This window comes from Pseudoalteromonas carrageenovora IAM 12662 (assembly GCF_900239935.1).
GTDB classification, from domain to species: domain Bacteria; phylum Pseudomonadota; class Gammaproteobacteria; order Enterobacterales; family Alteromonadaceae; genus Pseudoalteromonas; species Pseudoalteromonas carrageenovora.
On record NZ_LT965928.1, the window covers coordinates 1333872 to 1350912 of the forward strand.

General features: G+C 38.7%; 12 protein-coding genes. 6 read left to right on the forward strand and 6 right to left on the reverse strand.

Features of this window, described 5'->3' with window-relative positions:
- Nucleotides 1-75 precede the first annotated feature (75 nt).
- A complete protein-coding gene (locus ALFOR1_RS06170) occupies nt 76-651 on the reverse strand; it encodes an NUDIX hydrolase (RefSeq protein WP_104643626.1) in 576 nt (191 codons plus the stop codon).
- 6 nt (nt 652-657) lie between these two features.
- A complete protein-coding gene (gene pabB / locus ALFOR1_RS06175; RefSeq protein WP_104642382.1) occupies nt 658-2004 on the reverse strand; it encodes an aminodeoxychorismate synthase component I in 1347 nt (448 codons plus the stop codon).
- 167 nt (nt 2005-2171) lie between these two features.
- Here pabB and ALFOR1_RS06180 point away from each other — a divergent pair, with 167 nt between their 5' ends.
- The 5 genes from ALFOR1_RS06180 to ALFOR1_RS06200 all read left to right on the forward strand — a co-directional run bounded on the left by ALFOR1_RS06180 (nt 2172) and on the right by ALFOR1_RS06200 (nt 10345).
- Nucleotides 2172-3698 carry a fumarate hydratase gene (locus ALFOR1_RS06180; protein ID WP_104642383.1) on the forward strand — a complete coding sequence of 509 codons (1527 nt, stop codon included), beginning with the start codon at nt 2172-2174 and terminating at the stop codon, nt 3696-3698.
- A 422-nt stretch (nt 3699-4120) separates the two neighbouring features.
- Complete coding sequence (locus ALFOR1_RS06185) at nt 4121-5161, forward strand: Leu/Phe/Val dehydrogenase (RefSeq protein ID WP_058548839.1); 1041 nt, start codon at nt 4121-4123, stop codon at nt 5159-5161.
- A gap of 105 nt (nt 5162-5266) precedes the next feature.
- Nucleotides 5267-5905: a CatA-like O-acetyltransferase gene (locus ALFOR1_RS06190; RefSeq protein WP_104643627.1), complete on the forward strand. Its 639-nt coding sequence runs from the start codon at nt 5267-5269 to the stop codon at nt 5903-5905.
- Nucleotides 5906-6241: 336 nt separating this feature from the next.
- The gene (locus ALFOR1_RS06195) at nt 6242-7066 is read left to right on the forward strand and encodes a M90 family metallopeptidase (RefSeq protein ID WP_104642384.1); all 825 of its coding nucleotides are present in this window, start codon (nt 6242-6244) and stop codon (nt 7064-7066) included.
- 105 nt (nt 7067-7171) lie between these two features.
- Nucleotides 7172-10345, forward strand: coding sequence for an amidohydrolase family protein (locus ALFOR1_RS06200; RefSeq protein WP_104642385.1), 3174 nt, complete (start codon nt 7172-7174; stop codon nt 10343-10345).
- Between the two features lie 289 nt (nt 10346-10634).
- On the opposite strand, the gene ALFOR1_RS06205 is transcribed toward ALFOR1_RS06200, so the two are convergent.
- Nucleotides 10635-11003: a hypothetical protein gene (locus ALFOR1_RS06205; protein WP_104642386.1), complete on the reverse strand. Its 369-nt coding sequence runs from the start codon at nt 11001-11003 to the stop codon at nt 10635-10637.
- 150 nt (nt 11004-11153) lie between these two features.
- Here ALFOR1_RS06205 and ALFOR1_RS06210 point away from each other — a divergent pair, with 150 nt between their 5' ends.
- Nucleotides 11154-11906, forward strand: a complete 753-nt coding sequence (locus ALFOR1_RS06210; protein ID WP_104642387.1) for a Nif3-like dinuclear metal center hexameric protein — start codon at nt 11154-11156, stop codon at nt 11904-11906.
- 19 nt (nt 11907-11925) lie between these two features.
- On the opposite strand, the gene ALFOR1_RS06215 is transcribed toward ALFOR1_RS06210, so the two are convergent.
- The 3 genes from ALFOR1_RS06215 to ALFOR1_RS06225 all read right to left on the reverse strand — a co-directional run bounded on the left by ALFOR1_RS06215 (nt 11926) and on the right by ALFOR1_RS06225 (nt 17018).
- The gene (locus ALFOR1_RS06215) at nt 11926-12690 is read right to left on the reverse strand and encodes a YdcF family protein (RefSeq protein ID WP_173827045.1); all 765 of its coding nucleotides are present in this window, start codon (nt 12688-12690) and stop codon (nt 11926-11928) included.
- 52 nt (nt 12691-12742) lie between these two features.
- Complete coding sequence (locus tag ALFOR1_RS06220; protein ID WP_058548844.1) at nt 12743-13630, reverse strand: LysR substrate-binding domain-containing protein; 888 nt, start codon at nt 13628-13630, stop codon at nt 12743-12745.
- Nucleotides 13631-14648: 1018 nt separating this feature from the next.
- Nucleotides 14649-17018 (reverse strand): bifunctional diguanylate cyclase/phosphodiesterase, encoded by a 2370-nt coding sequence (locus ALFOR1_RS06225; protein ID WP_104642389.1) that lies wholly within the window; start codon nt 17016-17018, stop codon nt 14649-14651.
- Nucleotides 17019-17041: the final 23 nt, after the last annotated feature.

Genomic DNA, 17041 nt, shown 5'->3' on the forward strand with positions numbered 1-17041 from the left:
AGCACGAGGCTGTTCTTTGAACGGTCGAGTATAATAACGTGGAATTGTTAGCATGTAACCAACAATAGTGAAGATTTAAACTGGTAGGGCAAGCTGTTTTGTAAAGTTTTTTATAATGCTTGCCGTTGCACCCCAAAGTAGTCCATGTTGAGTTGCAAAGCCTTGTAAGGTAATTGTTTTACCAAAGCGTTGAAAAGGCAAAGGCTGCCAATTAGCGTCGTTACTTAAATCGCTAAGTGAAAGTAAAAAACTAGCTTGAACTTCATTATGATCGTTCTCCCATGTAGTTGCTTTATTAAGTAAACCAACAAAGGGGCTAATATTAAAACCAGTTAAAGTAGAGTACTCAGGCAGTTGCCCAAGTACAGTTACATTACTTGGCGCAATATTAAGTTCCTCTTTAAGCTCACGAAGTGCAGTCGTACGAAGTTTAATATCGCTTTGTTCATACTTTCCACCGGGCAAACAAATTTCCCCTGGGTGATGATGCAAATAAGTAGGGCGTTTACACAATAAAATATGCGCATGATTATCTATATCGATAATCGGCAGCATGACCGCACTGGCGCGCTTTTTACGTGTATCTTTTAGCTGGTTAGGCGCAGTAATTGGGCTTAATTGAAACCGAGCCATAATATGTTCACTATTCAAAGCCACCTACTGTGTTAATAAAGGAAGGATTTTATTCACTTTATCGTATGTTTCTTGATATTCCAATTCGACTTTAGAATCAGCTACTATCCCTCCGCCGGCCCAACAGTAAATTTGTTGGTTATGGCAGACTAAAGTACGAATAGTAATACTGGTATCCATATTACCGCAGGCACTTAAATACCCTATAGAGCCACAGTAAATACTGCGTCGATGTGGCTCGAGTTCTTCAATTATTTCCATAGCCCTAATTTTAGGAGCGCCAGTAATTGAGCCGCCCGGAAAGGCCGCTTTTAACTGATCAACCGCTGTTTTACCTTCATCGAGCTCTGAGGTAACGGTGCTTACTAAATGATGTACTGCCGGAAAGCTTTCAATAGCAAATAAAGACGGCACGTTTACAGAGCCTGGTTTTGCAACTTTACCTAAATCGTTACGCAGTAAATCGACAATCATCACATTTTCTGCACGATCTTTTGCTGAGTTGGCCAGTAAATTAGCTTGATGCTGGTCCTCAAACGCATCGGCTTTGCGTGGTAGGGTGCCTTTAATGGGTTTGGTTTCAACTTTGTTATTATTTACCAAAATAAAACGCTCAGGGGAGATGGATAATATGGCCCCTTGCGGATGATTAATAAAGCTTGAAAAAGGGGCTTTGTTAGCCTCGCGCAATTTTATATAAGCGCTCCATGGTGAGCCTTTGTAGTGAGCGCTAAAGCGCTGTGCTAAATTAATTTGATAGCAGTCACCACTTTTTAAATAATCTTCGATTTTTGCAAATTTTGAAGCGTAGTCTGCTTGGCTCATATTAGATTGCCACTGGCTGTTAAGAGCAAAATTTTTACTTGTCACGCTTTTATCTAAGTATTGCTTATACAAGGCTAAGCGATCAACGTTTGGCTGAGATACATAAAACCAACTTTGCTGAAGCTTATCGTAAATTAGGGCATCTAAATAAAGGCCAATAGCCATTTGGGGTAAGTTAATATCATTAATAGCTTTACGTGGCATACTCTCAATTGTACGGCCTAGGTCGTAACCAAAGTAACCAAGCCAGCCACCATTAAAAGGCAAGTCGTAATCTGCTTTAGTGCAATCGAGCTTTAAAAGTTCGCTGTTCATAATTTCAAAGCATGATTGATTACTTTCAATATTATTAAAAAAACTTTGGTTATTTTTTACTTCAAGGGTACTTTGCGGCTCAATAGCAATAATATCAAAGCGGCTATTAATATGATTACTATTAGCTGAGTCTAAAAGAATTGCGTAAGGCAAATGCGCAAAATGCGCAAAAACTTCAATGCAGTTTTGCGTTATGGCTAATTTAGTACAATTTTTTTTATTGTTTAGCATTTACTGCCCCTTTAAGAACTGGCTCGAAACGGGCTGGGAGGGTATCATAAGTCAAATTTTTTTGGCAGCGTTTAAGTAAAAGCGCTGTAATTAAACAGTGCAAACCACCGTCACCGGTTTGATATAGATTACGCGACTATGCGTAACGGTAACTTAAGGAACCACTAATGAGTACAATCCGTCAGCAAGACTTTATTGATAGCATTGAAGATGCGTTGCAATACATCTCTTTTTATCACCCACTTGATTTTGTTCAAGCATTAGAAAAAGCTTACAACAAAGAACAAAGCAAAGCGGCAAAAGATGCAATAGCTCAAATCTTAATTAACTCGCGTATGTCGGCTGAGGGCAAACGTCCACTGTGTCAAGACACGGGTATTATTACGTGTTTTGTAAAAGTAGGTATGGATGTTAAGTGGGATAAAACAGATTTAACAGTTCAGCAAATGGTTGATGAAGGTACTCGCCGTGCGTATTTGAACCCAGATAACCCGCTACGTGCTTCTATTGTTGCAGACCCTGCAGGCACACGTAAAAACACGAAAGACAATACACCTTCAGTTGTACACATTGATTTAGTCGCTGGTGGTGAAGTAGAAGTAATGGTTGCGGCTAAAGGCGGCGGCTCTGAAAACAAAAGTAAAATGGTAATGCTAAACCCATCAGATGACGTTGCTGCATGGGTTGAAAAAACATTACCTACAATGGGTGCTGGTTGGTGTCCGCCAGGCATGCTAGGAATAGGTATAGGTGGCACTGCTGAAAAAGCAGCGGTAATGGCAAAAGAGTCGTTAATGGATCCGGTTGATATTCATGAGCTTATGGAGCGCGGCGCAGAAACTACGGAAGAAAAACTGCGTTTAGAAATTTTTGAACGTGCTAATAAATTAGGTATTGGCGCACAAGGTTTAGGTGGCTTAACAACGGTTGTTGATATTAAAATTAAAACAGCACCTACGCATGCTGCATCAAAACCAGTGGTAATGATCCCTAACTGTGCTGCAACTCGCCATGTACACTTTACTTTAGACGGTTCGGGCCCTGCTGACTTGAAAGCACCTAAACTTGAAGATTGGCCACAAGTAACATTTGAAGTAGGTGAGGGTACTCGCCGAGTTGATCTAAATACATTAACAAAAGCAGATGTTCAAGAATGGAAAATGGGTGAAACCGTTTTACTTTCAGGCACTATTTTAACAGGCCGTGATGCTGCGCATAAACGTTTGCAAGACATGATCAATTCAGGTGAAGGTTTACCTGAGGGCGTAGATTTTGATAACAAGTTTATTTACTACGTAGGTCCAGTTGATGCCGTTGGTGATGAAGCTGTAGGCCCAGCAGGCCCAACTACAGCAACACGTATGGATAAATTTACCGATATGATGCTAGAAAAAACTGGCATTGTAGGCATGATTGGTAAAGCCGAACGTGGCCCTGCTACAGTTGAATCTATTAAAGAGCATAAATCAGTTTACTTAATGGCTGTAGGCGGCGCAGCTTACTTAGTATCTAAAGCGATTAAAAAAGCACGTGTTGTAGCCTTTGAAGATTTAGGTATGGAAGCAATCTACGAATTTGAAGTAGAAGATATGCCAGTAACAGTTGCTGTAGATAGCGAAGGTGCAAATGCACATACGCAAGGCCCTGCAATTTGGAAAGCTAAAATTGAAGAGCTAGACGGTAAATTAAAATAAGCCGTTAATTTTAAAAAGCGAGTTTAGGCTCGCTTTTTAGTATTCTAAATTCTCTTATTAACTAATTTAACACCTCAGACCAGTTTTGATTACTCCCCTCTAATTTTCATAAACCTATACACTGTGCGCATTGCAGTATAATTGGCACTTGTACTTTAAACTTTACATCTATTAGTTTCTTCTCGTTTACGTAAGCGTAAGTTGTTGTGGTTTTTATTAATTTAGTTTTTAAAATTAAAATAGTTGTTTATTAAGGTTTTTTTATCTTTAAAATGGCTTTTGTTGGGTTGTTTAATTTAAGCTTGATGTTTTCATTGGGTTTATCATCCATTGGTGTGGCGAACCTGAATATGAAGTGGTAAAGTCTCGTGAATTTCCAGCGCGTATACCCTCTCACGGGTTAATTTTTCGGAGTATTTAAAGTGGCTGTATTTAACCAAGCTGAATTTGATAACCACGAACAAGTGGTTTTTTGTTCTGATGAAGAGTCAGGCTTAAAAGCAATTATTGCTGTACATAATACCAATTTAGGCCCTGCTGTTGGCGGCTGTAGAATGTGGGATTATGCAAATGACGACGATGCAGTTTACGATGTGTTGCGTTTAGCTAAAGGCATGACATATAAAAATGCAGTTGCACGCCTACCATTTGGTGGTGGTAAGTCAGTTATTATTGGTAACGCTAAAGAAATTAAATCAGAGCAGTTATTTCGTGCTTTTGGCCGAAAGCTAGAAGGGTTAGGTGGTAGCTATTACTGTGCAGAAGATGTAAATATCACTTGCGACGATGTTGCCCTGATGAATAAAGAGACAAACTACGTTTTGGGTCTTGAAGGTAAAAGTGGTAACCCATCGCCATTTACTGCTTACGGTACATTTTTAGGAATTAAAGCCGCATTACAGCATCAACGCGGTCATCAAAACTTTGCGGGTATTAAAGTGGCTGTACAAGGTTTAGGTTCAGTTGCTTATGCGCTGTGTAAGTATTTATCTGAAGCAGGTGCAGAGTTGTTTGTTACTGATATAAACCAAGACGCTATTGAAAGAGTAGTCAATGACTTTAATGCAACAGCGGTTGGTATTGATGAAATTTACGACTTAGATGTAGATGTATATGCGCCCTGTGCGTTAGGTGCAACGATTAACGACTTAACGATTCCGCGTTTAAAAGCGACGATTATTGCAGGCTGTGCTAATAATCAGCTGGCAGAGTCTCGCCACGGTGAAGTTATTCGTGAAAAAGGCATTCTATATGCACCAGATTACGTAATTAACGCTGGCGGTATTATTAATGTTTATTACGAAACAGCACCTGAAGGTTACAGTAAAGCTGCATCTAATAAGCATGTTGAGGTGATTTTTGATACTTTGACTGAAATTTTTGCTCGTAGCGAAAAAGAGCAAAAATCAACGCATTTAATTGCTGATGAGTTAGCACAAGAGATCATTAAAAACGGTCTTTAATCAGTAATTACACAATGAAAGGCGTACAGAGGTACGCCTTTTTTGTTTATACTTTAAGGTGTTAATTACACTCACACGGATATTATGACTTCTTCAACTCCTTTTATGCAGCCTTTTGATTTAGAAAGTTGGTCTCGCACGCAGCACTTTGAGCTTTTTAAAAACTTTGCTCAGCCTTACTTTAATGTTTGTGTGCGTATAGATGCACAGCAGCTTTATCAGTATTGTAAAACGCAGAGCTTATCTTTTTTTCAGGCTTATATATTTTGTACTTTAAAAGCATGCCATGCTTATGAGCCGGTAATGCTACGTATTTTAGAGCAAAAGCCTTGGTTGCTTAATCAAGTACGAGCAAGTGTGGTTGAGCTTGATAAAAATGATACATTTATTTTTAGTTATTTTAATAGTAAGAGCACATTTGCTGAGTTTGCAGTTCATGCCAGTGAAGTAAGTAAAAAAGCTAAATCTCAGCCGCTTTTTTCAGATGCGTTTGAGCAAACAGAAGGGCAAGCCGATTTAATTCACATCTCGGTTTTACCATGGTTAAACTTTAGCGCGTTTTCGCATGCGTTTAGTAATGGAGAGAGTTTAGGGATCCCTAAATTTGTGTTTGGTCAATTTGATAAAAGTACAGGAACCATGCCTCTATCTGTTGATGTACACCACTCGTTGATGGATGGATTGCATGTCGCTAAATTTATCAACGTACTGCAAAGTGCCTTTGATGACTTTTGTAATAGCTGATTGGCAGGTAAGCTAAAGCTTATTATTAAATAACCTGTACTCTGGATAATAAACCTATCTCTAGCTGCTACTTTAAGCGCTAACTGTGTTGAATTTACTTGCAATAGGCTAGCTATTGACGCGTAAATTCGCCTTGTTTTCATTAAAAATCTCTGGCTAGAGAAAATAAGCTTAAATATCATCATAATTCAATACGTTAGTAAATCTCTTAACCAGAATTCAGGTTAAATAATTTTAAAATAACGTGCGCTCTATATTAAATGTGAAGCCATATGCAGTTGAAAAACAACATCCCCGGACATATTTATATAACATAAATTAATTTAGGACGTCCTTATGATAAATGGACTGTTATTACTCATTTTAGTTGTGTTTGTTATTGTGTTTTGGCGATGGCCTTCAATACAAAACCGCTTATGGCAAAAAAAGTATAAAACTCTCTCCTTAAATTCTCAGCAAAAAGATATCTTACTCCGCTGCATGCCTATTTATAAAAAAATGACTGACGCAGATAGAGAAAAGCTAGAGCACCATATTGTCTGGTTTTTAAACGAGAAACGCTTTTTAGGGCGCGATGGTTTAAAGCTAACACCTGCCATGAAATTAATTGTAGCTGCCGACGCGTGTGTACTTGTGCTAAATAAGCCATGGCCGCTTTATAAAAACGTGAAGGAGATATTACTATACCCAAGCGCTTACTATGCGCCGCAATCAACCCGCGATAGGGCAGGGCTTGTTAGTTATCATAACGCTGTACGTTTGGGTGAGTCGTGGCCTGGCGGCACCTTAGTGCTTAGTTGGCACGATGTGCTGGAGGGAAACAGATTACCTAGCGATGGCCATAACTTGGTATTTCATGAATTTGCTCATCAGCTTGATCAAGAAACAGGTAAAACATCGGGTACGCCACTTTTAAAAAGCGCTGCACAATACACAGAATGGGGGCGTGTATTTAGCCGTGCATTTACTCAGTTAAAAACACATGTGGCGTATAGTATGAGCCATGTTATACATAGTTATGGTGCAACTAATGAGGCTGAATTTTTTGCTGTGATCACAGAAACATTCTTAGAAAAACCAGCTGAACTTAGACATCACGATCCTGAAATTTATCGTCTGCTGGTTGATTACTATCAATTTGATCCTATTGTTTGGCATTAAACCTACATAAACTGCGTTTTATCATATAACGCTGGCAAGTTAGGCTTGTTTTTGTTGCAATCATGTAAAATAGATTTAACTGCAACAATAACAAGCGAGAAACGCATGAAAAAAATGCTTCATACAGTATTGGCACTTTCAGTGTCATTGGCTCTAGGGCATGTAAATGCTGCCGAAAAAGATGAACAAAAATGGCAAGTAGACTCTCCTAAAGGCCAGTTTGTTGACGCTGCAATTAGCGTTGAACAAGGCACATGGATGAATATTGATGTAAGCCCTGATGGAAAAACAGTTGTGTTTGACCTGCTCGGTGATATTTATACAATGCCAATGAGTGGCGGTACAGCTACAAAACTTACCTCAGATATTGCATGGCAGATGCAGCCTCGCTTTAGTCCAAATGGAAAACACATTGCTTTTACCTCAGATCAGGGGGGTGGCGATAATATTTGGATAATGGATTTAAATGGCGAAAACCAACACGCGGTTACTGATGAAACCTTTAGGCTTTTAAACAGCCCCGCATGGAGCCCTGATGGCGATTACCTAGTTGCACGTAAGCACTTTACTGCAAGCCGCTCGTTGGGAGCTGGTGAAGTGTGGCTTTATCATAAGGCGGGTGGTAAAGGTGTTCAGCTTACTAAGCGCGAGAACGATCAAAAAGATTTAGGTGAGCCAATGTTCTCCCCAGATGGACGTTATGTTTACTTCTCACATGATGCAACGCCAGGTAAAACTTTTCATTATTCAAAAGATTCAGTAGCCGGTATTTATAAAATTAAACGCTACGACCGTGAAACGGGCGAGATAGAAACTGTTATTGACACTATGGGGGGAGCGATAAGGCCCACACCGTCGCCCGATGGCAAAAAGTTAGCGTACATTAAGCGCGATGACTTTCAAACCAGCCTTTATTTATACGATTTAAGCAGCGGCGAGCACACTAAGCTTTACGATAAACTTGAGCGTGACATGCAAGAAACGTGGGCAATTCATGGTGTTTATCCAACCATTGCATGGACGCCAGATAATGAAGAGCTGGTATTTTGGGCTGGTGGTACTATTCACAAGCTAGATGTTGCAGACAAATCTGTTAAAACCATACCTTTTAAAGTGCAAACAAGTAAAAAAATTCAAAAAGCAGTGCGATTTACACAAAATTTAGACACCGACGAGTTTGATGTAAAAATGCTGCGAAATGTACAGGTAAGCCCAGATGGCGCAACGGCTATTTTTGAAGCACTTGGTTATATTTATAAACGTGATTTAGAGTCGGGTAAGATTAAACGTTTAACTAAACAAACTGAGCATTATGAGTTATTCCCGCAATACTCTCGTGATGGTAAAAAAATCGTATACACCACTTGGAACGATAACAAGCAAGGCACGGTACGTGTTGTATCGTCGCGCAGCGGACGTGGCGATACCATTACCACAGAGCCTGGCAAGTATGTAGAGCCAACATTTAGCCCAAATGGTAAAACGGTTGTGTACCGAAAAGCCACAGGTGGCAGCATATTAAACCCTAAGTGGTCTTTAAACCCAGGCATTTATAGCGTAAGCGTTAAAGGTGGTAAAAGTGAGCTGATTTCTAAAAGCGGGTATCAACCACAGTTTGGTGATGAAAGTGATCGCGTTTTTATTATGAGCCCATGGCCAAAACCAACGCTTAGCGTAGTAGATCTTAAAAGTAAAAAAATACGTAAGCTTTATGAGTCTGAGCATGCAACTGAATTTAGAGTTTCACCAGATGGTCAATATTTAGCGTTTGCTGAGCGGTTTAAAGTGTTTGTAACACCTTTTGTAGAAAGTGGCTCAACAATTAATATAAGCCCTAAGGATAGCCAGTTCCCTATAGAGCAATTGTCTGCTCGTGCGGGTGAAAACATTAGCTGGAATACTAAAAGCAATACGCTTTATTGGACTTTAGGCCCAGAGCTTTACCATGCAAGTTTAGAGGGAATGTTTGCAATTAATAAAGCCGATGATGCTGACTTTAAAGTAAAAAGTGGCGATAACATCGGTTTTAGTAAAAAAATGGCTAAGCCTAAAGGCATGATTGCGTTAAAAGGCGCAAAAATTATTACCATGGATGGCGAAAAGGTCATTGAAAATGGTGTGATAATTACAGATGGCAAGCACATCAAATCAATTGGTACAGCTAATGAAGTAACCATACCAAAAGATGCAAAAGTAATTGATGTAACAGGTAAAACGATTATGCCTGGTATTGTTGATGCACATGCACATGGCTCTCAAGCAAGTGATGAAATAATTCCACAGCAAAATTGGAAAAACTTTGCAGGTTTAGCGCTGGGTGTCACTACAATTCATGACCCATCAAATGATACAACAGAAATATTTACTGCCAGTGAAATGCAAAAGGCAGGGATGATTGTTGGCCCGCGTATTTTCTCTACAGGGACCATTTTATATGGCGCAAATATGCCGGGTTATACGTCACACATAGATTCGTTAGAGGATGCTAAATTTCATTTAGAGCGACTTAAAAAAGTGGGGGCGTTTAGTGTTAAATCGTATAACCAACCACGGCGTGAGCAGCGCCAGCAAGTAATTGAAGCCGGGCGTGAACTGGAAATGATGGTAGTGCCAGAAGGTGGCTCATTATTGCAACATAACTTAAGTATGGTGGTTGATGGCCACACAGGTATTGAACATTCTATTCCTGTTGAACATATTTACGATGATATAAAGCAGTTATGGTCACAAAGTGATGTAGGCTATACACCTACATTAGTTGTTGCTTACGGTGGTATATGGGGTGAAAACTATTGGTATGATAAAACGGATGTGTGGAACCACCCACGTTTAAGTAAATTTGTGCCTAAAAATCAATTATTACCGCGCTCTATGCGCCGCGTAAAAGCGCCTGATCATCACTATAATCACTTTAATAATGCACGTGTGGCAAAAGAGCTGCAAGACTTGGGCGTACTGGTTAATTTAGGTGCCCATGGGCAGCGTGAAGGGCTTGGAGCACATTGGGAAATGTGGATGTTCGCTCAAGGCGGAATGAGCTCACTGGAGGCTATTAGAGCATCAACGCTCGACCCAGCCAAATATTTAGGGCTTGATAAAAACGTAGGCTCGCTTGAAGTAGGTAAACTTGCCGATTTAATGGTAATAGATGGCAATCCACTTAAAAATATTCGAGATTCGGATAAAGTTGATTACACCATGATCAATGGTCGTTTATTTGATGCAAGTACAATGAATGAAGTGGGTAAAAAGGCACGCGAACCGCTTTATTTTGAATAGCTTTAATTATTATTTTTAATTTTTATAAAGCGGCTAATAGCCGCTTTTTTAGCCCTGTATTATTAGCAAAGAATTTAGCATGCTAATAATCGCTTTTATTGGTGTTGTATTTGCTGCTCATTTGCATTTTTGGCGTGTTCTGAATGAGAATTTTTTAACGCAGGTAGCGACACGTTTAGCCCCGCAAAATAACTAAGTATTATTGCGGATGAGTATTACATGCTCAATTAATAAATAGCAGACACAAAAAAACCGCTTAACGCGGTTTCTTTAAAATCACAAATGTTGTTTAAACAACACCGCGCGGTAAGCGACAGTCATGATCTTTGCGAGCTAAAATTATAATCCAAAGCTCTTCAGCTGTGTAACCTTCTTCATTTTCGGTAATAACAGAGAACGGTGCTTTTTTCTGTGCTTTAACAGGCGCAGCAGTTTTCGTTTTAGTTTTTTTAGCCGGCGCTTTTTCTGCAGCTTTAGGTGTAGTTTTACCAGAGCTTAATTCTTCAGTCAGCTCAGCTACGTCAGCTAGGCGTAAATTTTTTCCGCCATCAATGCTGTACCAGCCTGGTTTAGTTGTAATTTCAGGTTTTTTACCATTAGCAGCTTCATATGCAGCTTCAAAGGCAGATAACACTTCTGTTTTGTCTAGTTTGCTCATCAGAGACCCTATACGTTGTGAACACAGATAAAGAAGTCGTATTTATACCTATTTTAAAACTGTTTTTCAATTTTTTGCGATTTTCCTTCCATTTTTCACCTATAAACGCCAAAATTTGCACAAAATTCAGTGTTAAGTAAGGTAACGTGTATGCAACGTAGAGAATTTAACCAACTTCTAAATGACATTTTAAAACCGCATTTAATTAAAGATTTTTGCCCGAATGGATTACAAGTTGAAGGTAAAAATGAAATTAAAACCATAATTACAGGTGTAACAGCAAGCCAAGCACTTATTGATGCAGCTATAGAAAAAAATGCAGATGCTATTTTGGTTCACCATGGTTTTTTTTGGAAAGGGGAATCTCAACCGATCACAGGTATGAAAAAGCGCCGTATAAGCGCACTACTTGCAAATGATATAAATTTATTTGGTTATCATTTACCACTGGATATTCACCCGTCTATTGGTAATAACGCGCAGCTAGCTAATTTACTTGGTATTGAGATAGAAACTGGGCTTGAGCCAACTACCAATAGTGTAGCAATGAAAGGACGTTTAAAAACTCCGCTCACAGGTAGTGAGTTTGCCAATAAAATTGCCAGCGTTTTGCACCGAGAGCCATTGTGCAGTATTGTTCGCGATGAAAAAATACAAACCATTGCATTGTGTACAGGTGGTGGGCAAGGCTATATAGATTTAGCAGCAGAGCAGGGAATTGATGCCTATTTAACAGGTGAAGCGTCTGAGCAAACTATTCACAGTTCGCGTGAGCAAAATATAGATTTTTTTGCTGCGGGGCATCATGCCACTGAGCGCTATGGAGTAAAAGCATTGGGTGAGCTACTAGCTAAAGATTATGGTTTTGAGGTTACCTTTATAGATATAGATAACCCGGTATAACTAAAATACTTATTAGATACTAAAGCGCTTCTGGATTTATCCAGCGGCGCAAATTAACCCACGCTTTTCCCAGCACTTCATGTGCATACTGTGTAACCACCCTTAAAGCCTCTGCATTTGGAATAAACTGCTTATATAAAGGAAGGGCTGCAAAATTATGGTAATCAGTCGCAGCTGTTATTACATCTATTCCTTGGGCGTTAAATAAATTTTTTGCACGGGGCATATGAAGTACAGAAGTAACCAAAGCAACGTTAAAATCAACCAGTTTGGGGGCTAACATTTTTGCCTCAGCAGCAGTATCCATAGCGTGTGGGTTTTGACTAATACGGTTTTTATTCACTCCTAAACTAATGGCTGTTTTATACATTAAGGCGCTATTAGTGACATTTTCGTAACCACCACCAGATACAATAAGTTGAGCATTAGGGTATTGCTTTGCAAGCTTTACACCTTCTACTAAACGGCTAAGTGCACAGTTACCAAGCTGGTTGTTGGCACTGAGCCCGGTATTTGGGTTTATGTCGCAGCCAAGTACAACAATCTTATCTATTTTAGGGTGTTTTAAAGTATTAAACGCAAGTGAGGTTGGCTCATTACTTTTAATAATTTGATGTGCGAAAAATGGCGTACTAAGAGAAAGTAAAACGAATAAGCTTAAACTCGAAAGAACAAGTGCTGATTTACGCCCTCTAAATGCAAGCAACAGCATTATAAAAGCAAACAGAGAAAATAAAGGGAGTGGCATGAGTAAGCCACCTAAAATCTTTTTTAATTCAAACATAATAAGTAACATAAATTATAATAGTGCTTTATGTTACTTATTAGCGTGTAATTTATCGACCGTTATTTAGTTTACACGTATTTAAAAAGTGGCGATAAACGGGGTTATCTTTCATATCTTTTTTCATTGCTAAATACATTGGGCGTGTTAAGCCAAGTGCACCAAGCGGAATTGATTTAATTAACCCTTGGCTTTCGTAAGGAGTAACGAGCCAATCAGGTAATGCCGCTACACCCATTCCAGCACTTACTAATTGAAATATAAGCAGCCCTTGGTCAACATTTTTTAGTGTGCCGTCAAAGCGTGCATTTTGAATGAAATGTTTAAAAATATCTTGGCGTTCACGTGGAATAGGGTACGAAATAATAGTTTCGTTTTTTAGATCAAGTGCGGTTACATATGCTTTTTTAGCAAGTTCGTGATCTGGTGCCACAATAAGCTTTAATTTAAAATCAAATAAATGTGCGTACTCTAGTTTGTCTGGTTCACGGATATCTGAGGTTAATACTAAATCTAGCTCATCACTTAATAAATCAGGAATAGCGTCGTAACTAAAGCCACGTTCGTAGTCTATTTTTATATCTGGCCAAAAATTATTAAACTCTTTAATCGTAGGCAGTAACCAATGAAAACACGCATGGCATTCTACGCTCAAACGCAGTTGTGAAATAGGTTGGTTAAGGCTTTCTTTTAATCTGCATTTTGTTGCTTCTACCTTTGGTAACACCTCGTTTGCGAGTTCCAGTAACAACATTCCCTGTGGCGTAAAGCGAACAGGTTGAGTTTTACGTTCAAATAACTGGCAATCTAATTTGTTTTCTAAGTCTTTTATTTGATGAGACAACGCCGATTGTGTCAAAAACAGCTCGCGTGCTGTATTAACCAAAGATCCAGTGTCTTTTAAGGTGGCAATGGTTTTTAAATGTTTAATGTCTATCATCTTTAAAAATTCTCATGGTGAAAGTGAGTTCGGCTTAGATTAATTACATACTACGCTTTTCTAAAAAACGTTTCAACGTCTAGATGGCTAAAGCAAGGTTATTTATTCTGGTTTTCCTTCTTAATATTAAATTACTTAATGAAGATGTTCATTTTAGGGCTTGTTTGATGAGTTAACTATGAGCTTAGCTCATGTTTAGTTTAAATCTACATAATTAATCTGGACTATAAATAATAAATCTATATCAAGCAGCTAAATTACATACTTATTAAGAACTGGCGGGGCTAAATGGATTGTTTTTTCAATGCGAAAGTGAATATTTAAACCCTAGTTTGGGTAGTGAATACAATAATTTGTTTAGTAAAATACCTAGGGCGTGTTGATCTTTGCGGATTGAAATTTGTTCAATCTAGGGGCGATTTAATCGCGGCACGAGGTTTGTAACCTAGTGGGCTCGGTAACTGCTCCTGCGTTACCCTACTGGCTTACATCCATGTAGGCAACAAAGAGTTTATCGCCCCTAGGCAAAACCCGAAGGGCAGCGCATGTTTGGCATTTATGCTGCGTTATCGCCTATTTATGGGGAGTAACCACCCTTCATAGGCTCTGCTTTGCCTAAAAACCAAACATACTGCTGCAAACTAAACCATTAAAGAACAACACGCCCTAACCAAATTAGAGGGATATTTTAAAGAATGAATAAACAAAGGTATCTAAAATGCAAACGCTGATAGGCGCATAAGGCACTCTGCATTGCAATTACCTAATGCTTCATTTAATACCAATCCGCAGTAATACTTAATCATTTTCATGGGCTAAATGTGTCGCTATCCGCGTTAAAAAATTCTCATTTAGAACAACTAAATAGCGAATTTTTTGCCTTGCTATCAACACGTTTATCCATCCTCAAAATAGATCACTTAATTATGCGGATTGGTATAAGGCGTTCATTAAGAGTCAATACATCAACTAAAATAGCGTAATGCTCCGGTTAGTTGATGTATTAATGTGTAGGTGTTTAAAGGGGCTTATTAATTAACTTAATTGCTTGGCTCGCGGTGACAGGCTTTGATTTTAAATAACCTTGTCCGTAATTGCAGGCGGTTAATTTTAAAATAGCAAGTTGCTCTTGTGTTTCGATACCTTCAGCAACAACCTCAAGTTGAAGTGATTGCGCCAGAGATAAAATAGCTTCAACAAGGGGGTTAGTTGAATCTTGAAGGTGATCAATAAAGCTTTTGTCTATTTTTAAAATGTGGATAGGTAATTGGTGCAAGTAACCAAGCGCCGAATAGCCTGTACCAAAATCATCGAGGCATAACTTCACTTTTAATGGTGAAAGCCCTTCGATTATGTGTGTTGCCAGCTCTAGGTTTTCTATTAAGCCAGACTCTGTAATTTCTAAGCATAAAGAGCCAAGAGGTAATTGGTACTTATTGTAAATTGAGTGAATTTGAGCAACAAAATCAAGGCTTGCAAAATGACGTGAAGATACATTAACGGTTACTTTTAAAAAACGATGACCTTGTTTGTGCCATTTAGAAATATGCTGTGCAGCTAGATCAAGCAGGTGCAAATCTAAGTTAATTATTTGCCCTGTTGTTTCAGCTATAGGTATAAAGTCATTAGGTGGTACAAAGCCTTTTTTAGGGTGATGCCAACGTACTAAAGCTTCAAAGCCTATTACTTCACTACTATTAATAGTAAATATTGGCTGAAAATAGAGTTCAAACTCATTATGCTCAATACCGTGCTGTAAATCGTTTTCAATATCTGCATGGGTTTTAAGCTTTTTACGCATAGTATTATTGAAAAACTTTACTTGCCCGCGACCGGTCGATTTTGCTTCATACATGGCAGCGTCAGCTTGTTGTAATAAAATATAGGCTTTATCGTCAATACTATCGCTGTAAGCTATACCAATGCTTGTTGAGGCTTGTAATAGGTGACCATCTACATTTAAAGGTTTAGAAAGTGCCGTTTGTATGCGTTTTAACGCTTCACTGACCTGATTTTTATGGGTGATATTTTCCATGAAGATAGCAAATTCGTCACCGCCTAAACGTGCAAAAGTATCGGTATTACGGACGGTGTTTTTAATGAGTTCACAAATTTTAATTAAAAAGTGATCACCCACCTCGTGGCCTAAAGCGTCATTTATACTTTTAAATCGGTCAAAATCTAAATATAAAAGTGCATGGCTTGTGCTTTTTTTTGCACGGGATAAGCGTAAGATAGCGTGTTTTATCCGCTCAATAAGTAAAGAGCGATTAGCAAGGCCTGTTAGTTCATCATGGAGTGCTTTGTGCTCTAGCTCTTGACGGGCTAATTGCCGGTCTATTGCCATACTTATTTGGCGGCTAACGTAGGTTAATAGAGCGCTGTCGTGTTCATTATATTGCAAATTTTTATCATAGCTCTGTACAACAATTACTCCACTTATTCTCTCATTTGTTTTAAATGGAACGCCAAGCCAGGATTCAGATAACCTACCAATAAGTTTAAAGTTGCCAGTATTAATGTGTTGCTGATATTGTGATTGGTTAAGTAATAAAACACGATCTGATTTTAACAAATAGTAAGAAGCCGTATCTTTTAGCTGCTCTTTTGAGATTTTTTTATGGGCATGACTTTGGATCCCTTCTTCGACTATATAAACCAGATCAAGAATATCAACTTGCTTATCGTACAAAGCAATAAAGAAGTTATCGGCAGGAAGTAAGCTATTTATAATGTTATGAAGTGCTTCAAAAAAAGTGTCTAGATCACTGGCTTTGTAGGTTAGATTAGCTATTTGTAATAAGCTATTTTCTAACTTTTGAGCATTGTTAAGCTGCTCAACTGTTTGCTGTAAGTTATTTACCGTATTTACCTGGTTTATTTTTGCACTAAGTAGATGAGCAACCGTTGTTAGTATTTCAAGGTGAGCATTAGTAAAGTAATTTTTGACAGGGTGCTCACAATCAATAACACCTAAAACTTGTTCCTTGTATATAAGCGGAACACAGAGCTCTGATTGAGCAGGGCGATTATCGGCAATATACCGACTGTCTTTAGTTACATCATCAATAATGACTGCTTTACCTGTACTTGCAACTGCACCTGTAATGCCTTCACTAAAGCGAATTATTTTACGCTCAGCTTGGTATTTATCCCGTGCATGAGCAATACCCATAGAGGCGACTTGATTTAATGTATCAGTGTCTCGATCTGCAAGGTAGATAACGCAATCAACAAATCCTAAGCGGTTGACTACATGTGTTGTAACGTACTCAAATAACTCATCGAGTGTGTCGAGTTGTAATAAGCTAGATGAAAATTGATTAATGATACTGAGTTGATCAGTTTTTATTTCAAGGGCTCTAGCTGCGTCGATTTGATAAGGCATAGGCAATTTATATTATTCTTTTT

Excerpts from the sequence above, each read along its gene's own strand:
- pabB (WP_104642382.1), bottom strand. The coding sequence starts at position 2,004 with ATGCTAAACAATAAAAAAAATTGTACTAAATTAGCCATAACGCAAAAC.
- ALFOR1_RS06180 (WP_104642383.1), top strand. The coding sequence starts at position 2,172 with ATGAGTACAATCCGTCAGCAAGACTTTATTGATAGCATTGAAGATGCG.
- ALFOR1_RS06190 (WP_104643627.1), top strand. The coding sequence starts at position 5,267 with ATGCAGCCTTTTGATTTAGAAAGTTGGTCTCGCACGCAGCACTTTGAG.
- ALFOR1_RS06195 (WP_104642384.1), top strand. The coding sequence starts at position 6,242 with ATGATAAATGGACTGTTATTACTCATTTTAGTTGTGTTTGTTATTGTG.
- ALFOR1_RS06200 (WP_104642385.1), top strand. The coding sequence starts at position 7,172 with ATGAAAAAAATGCTTCATACAGTATTGGCACTTTCAGTGTCATTGGCT.
- ALFOR1_RS06205 (WP_104642386.1), bottom strand. The coding sequence starts at position 11,003 with ATGAGCAAACTAGACAAAACAGAAGTGTTATCTGCCTTTGAAGCTGCA.
- ALFOR1_RS06210 (WP_104642387.1), top strand. The coding sequence starts at position 11,154 with ATGCAACGTAGAGAATTTAACCAACTTCTAAATGACATTTTAAAACCG.
- ALFOR1_RS06215 (WP_173827045.1), bottom strand. The coding sequence starts at position 12,690 with ATGTTTGAATTAAAAAAGATTTTAGGTGGCTTACTCATGCCACTCCCT.
- ALFOR1_RS06220 (WP_058548844.1), bottom strand. The coding sequence starts at position 13,630 with ATGATAGACATTAAACATTTAAAAACCATTGCCACCTTAAAAGACACT.
- ALFOR1_RS06225 (WP_104642389.1), bottom strand. The coding sequence starts at position 17,018 with ATGCCTTATCAAATCGACGCAGCTAGAGCCCTTGAAATAAAAACTGAT.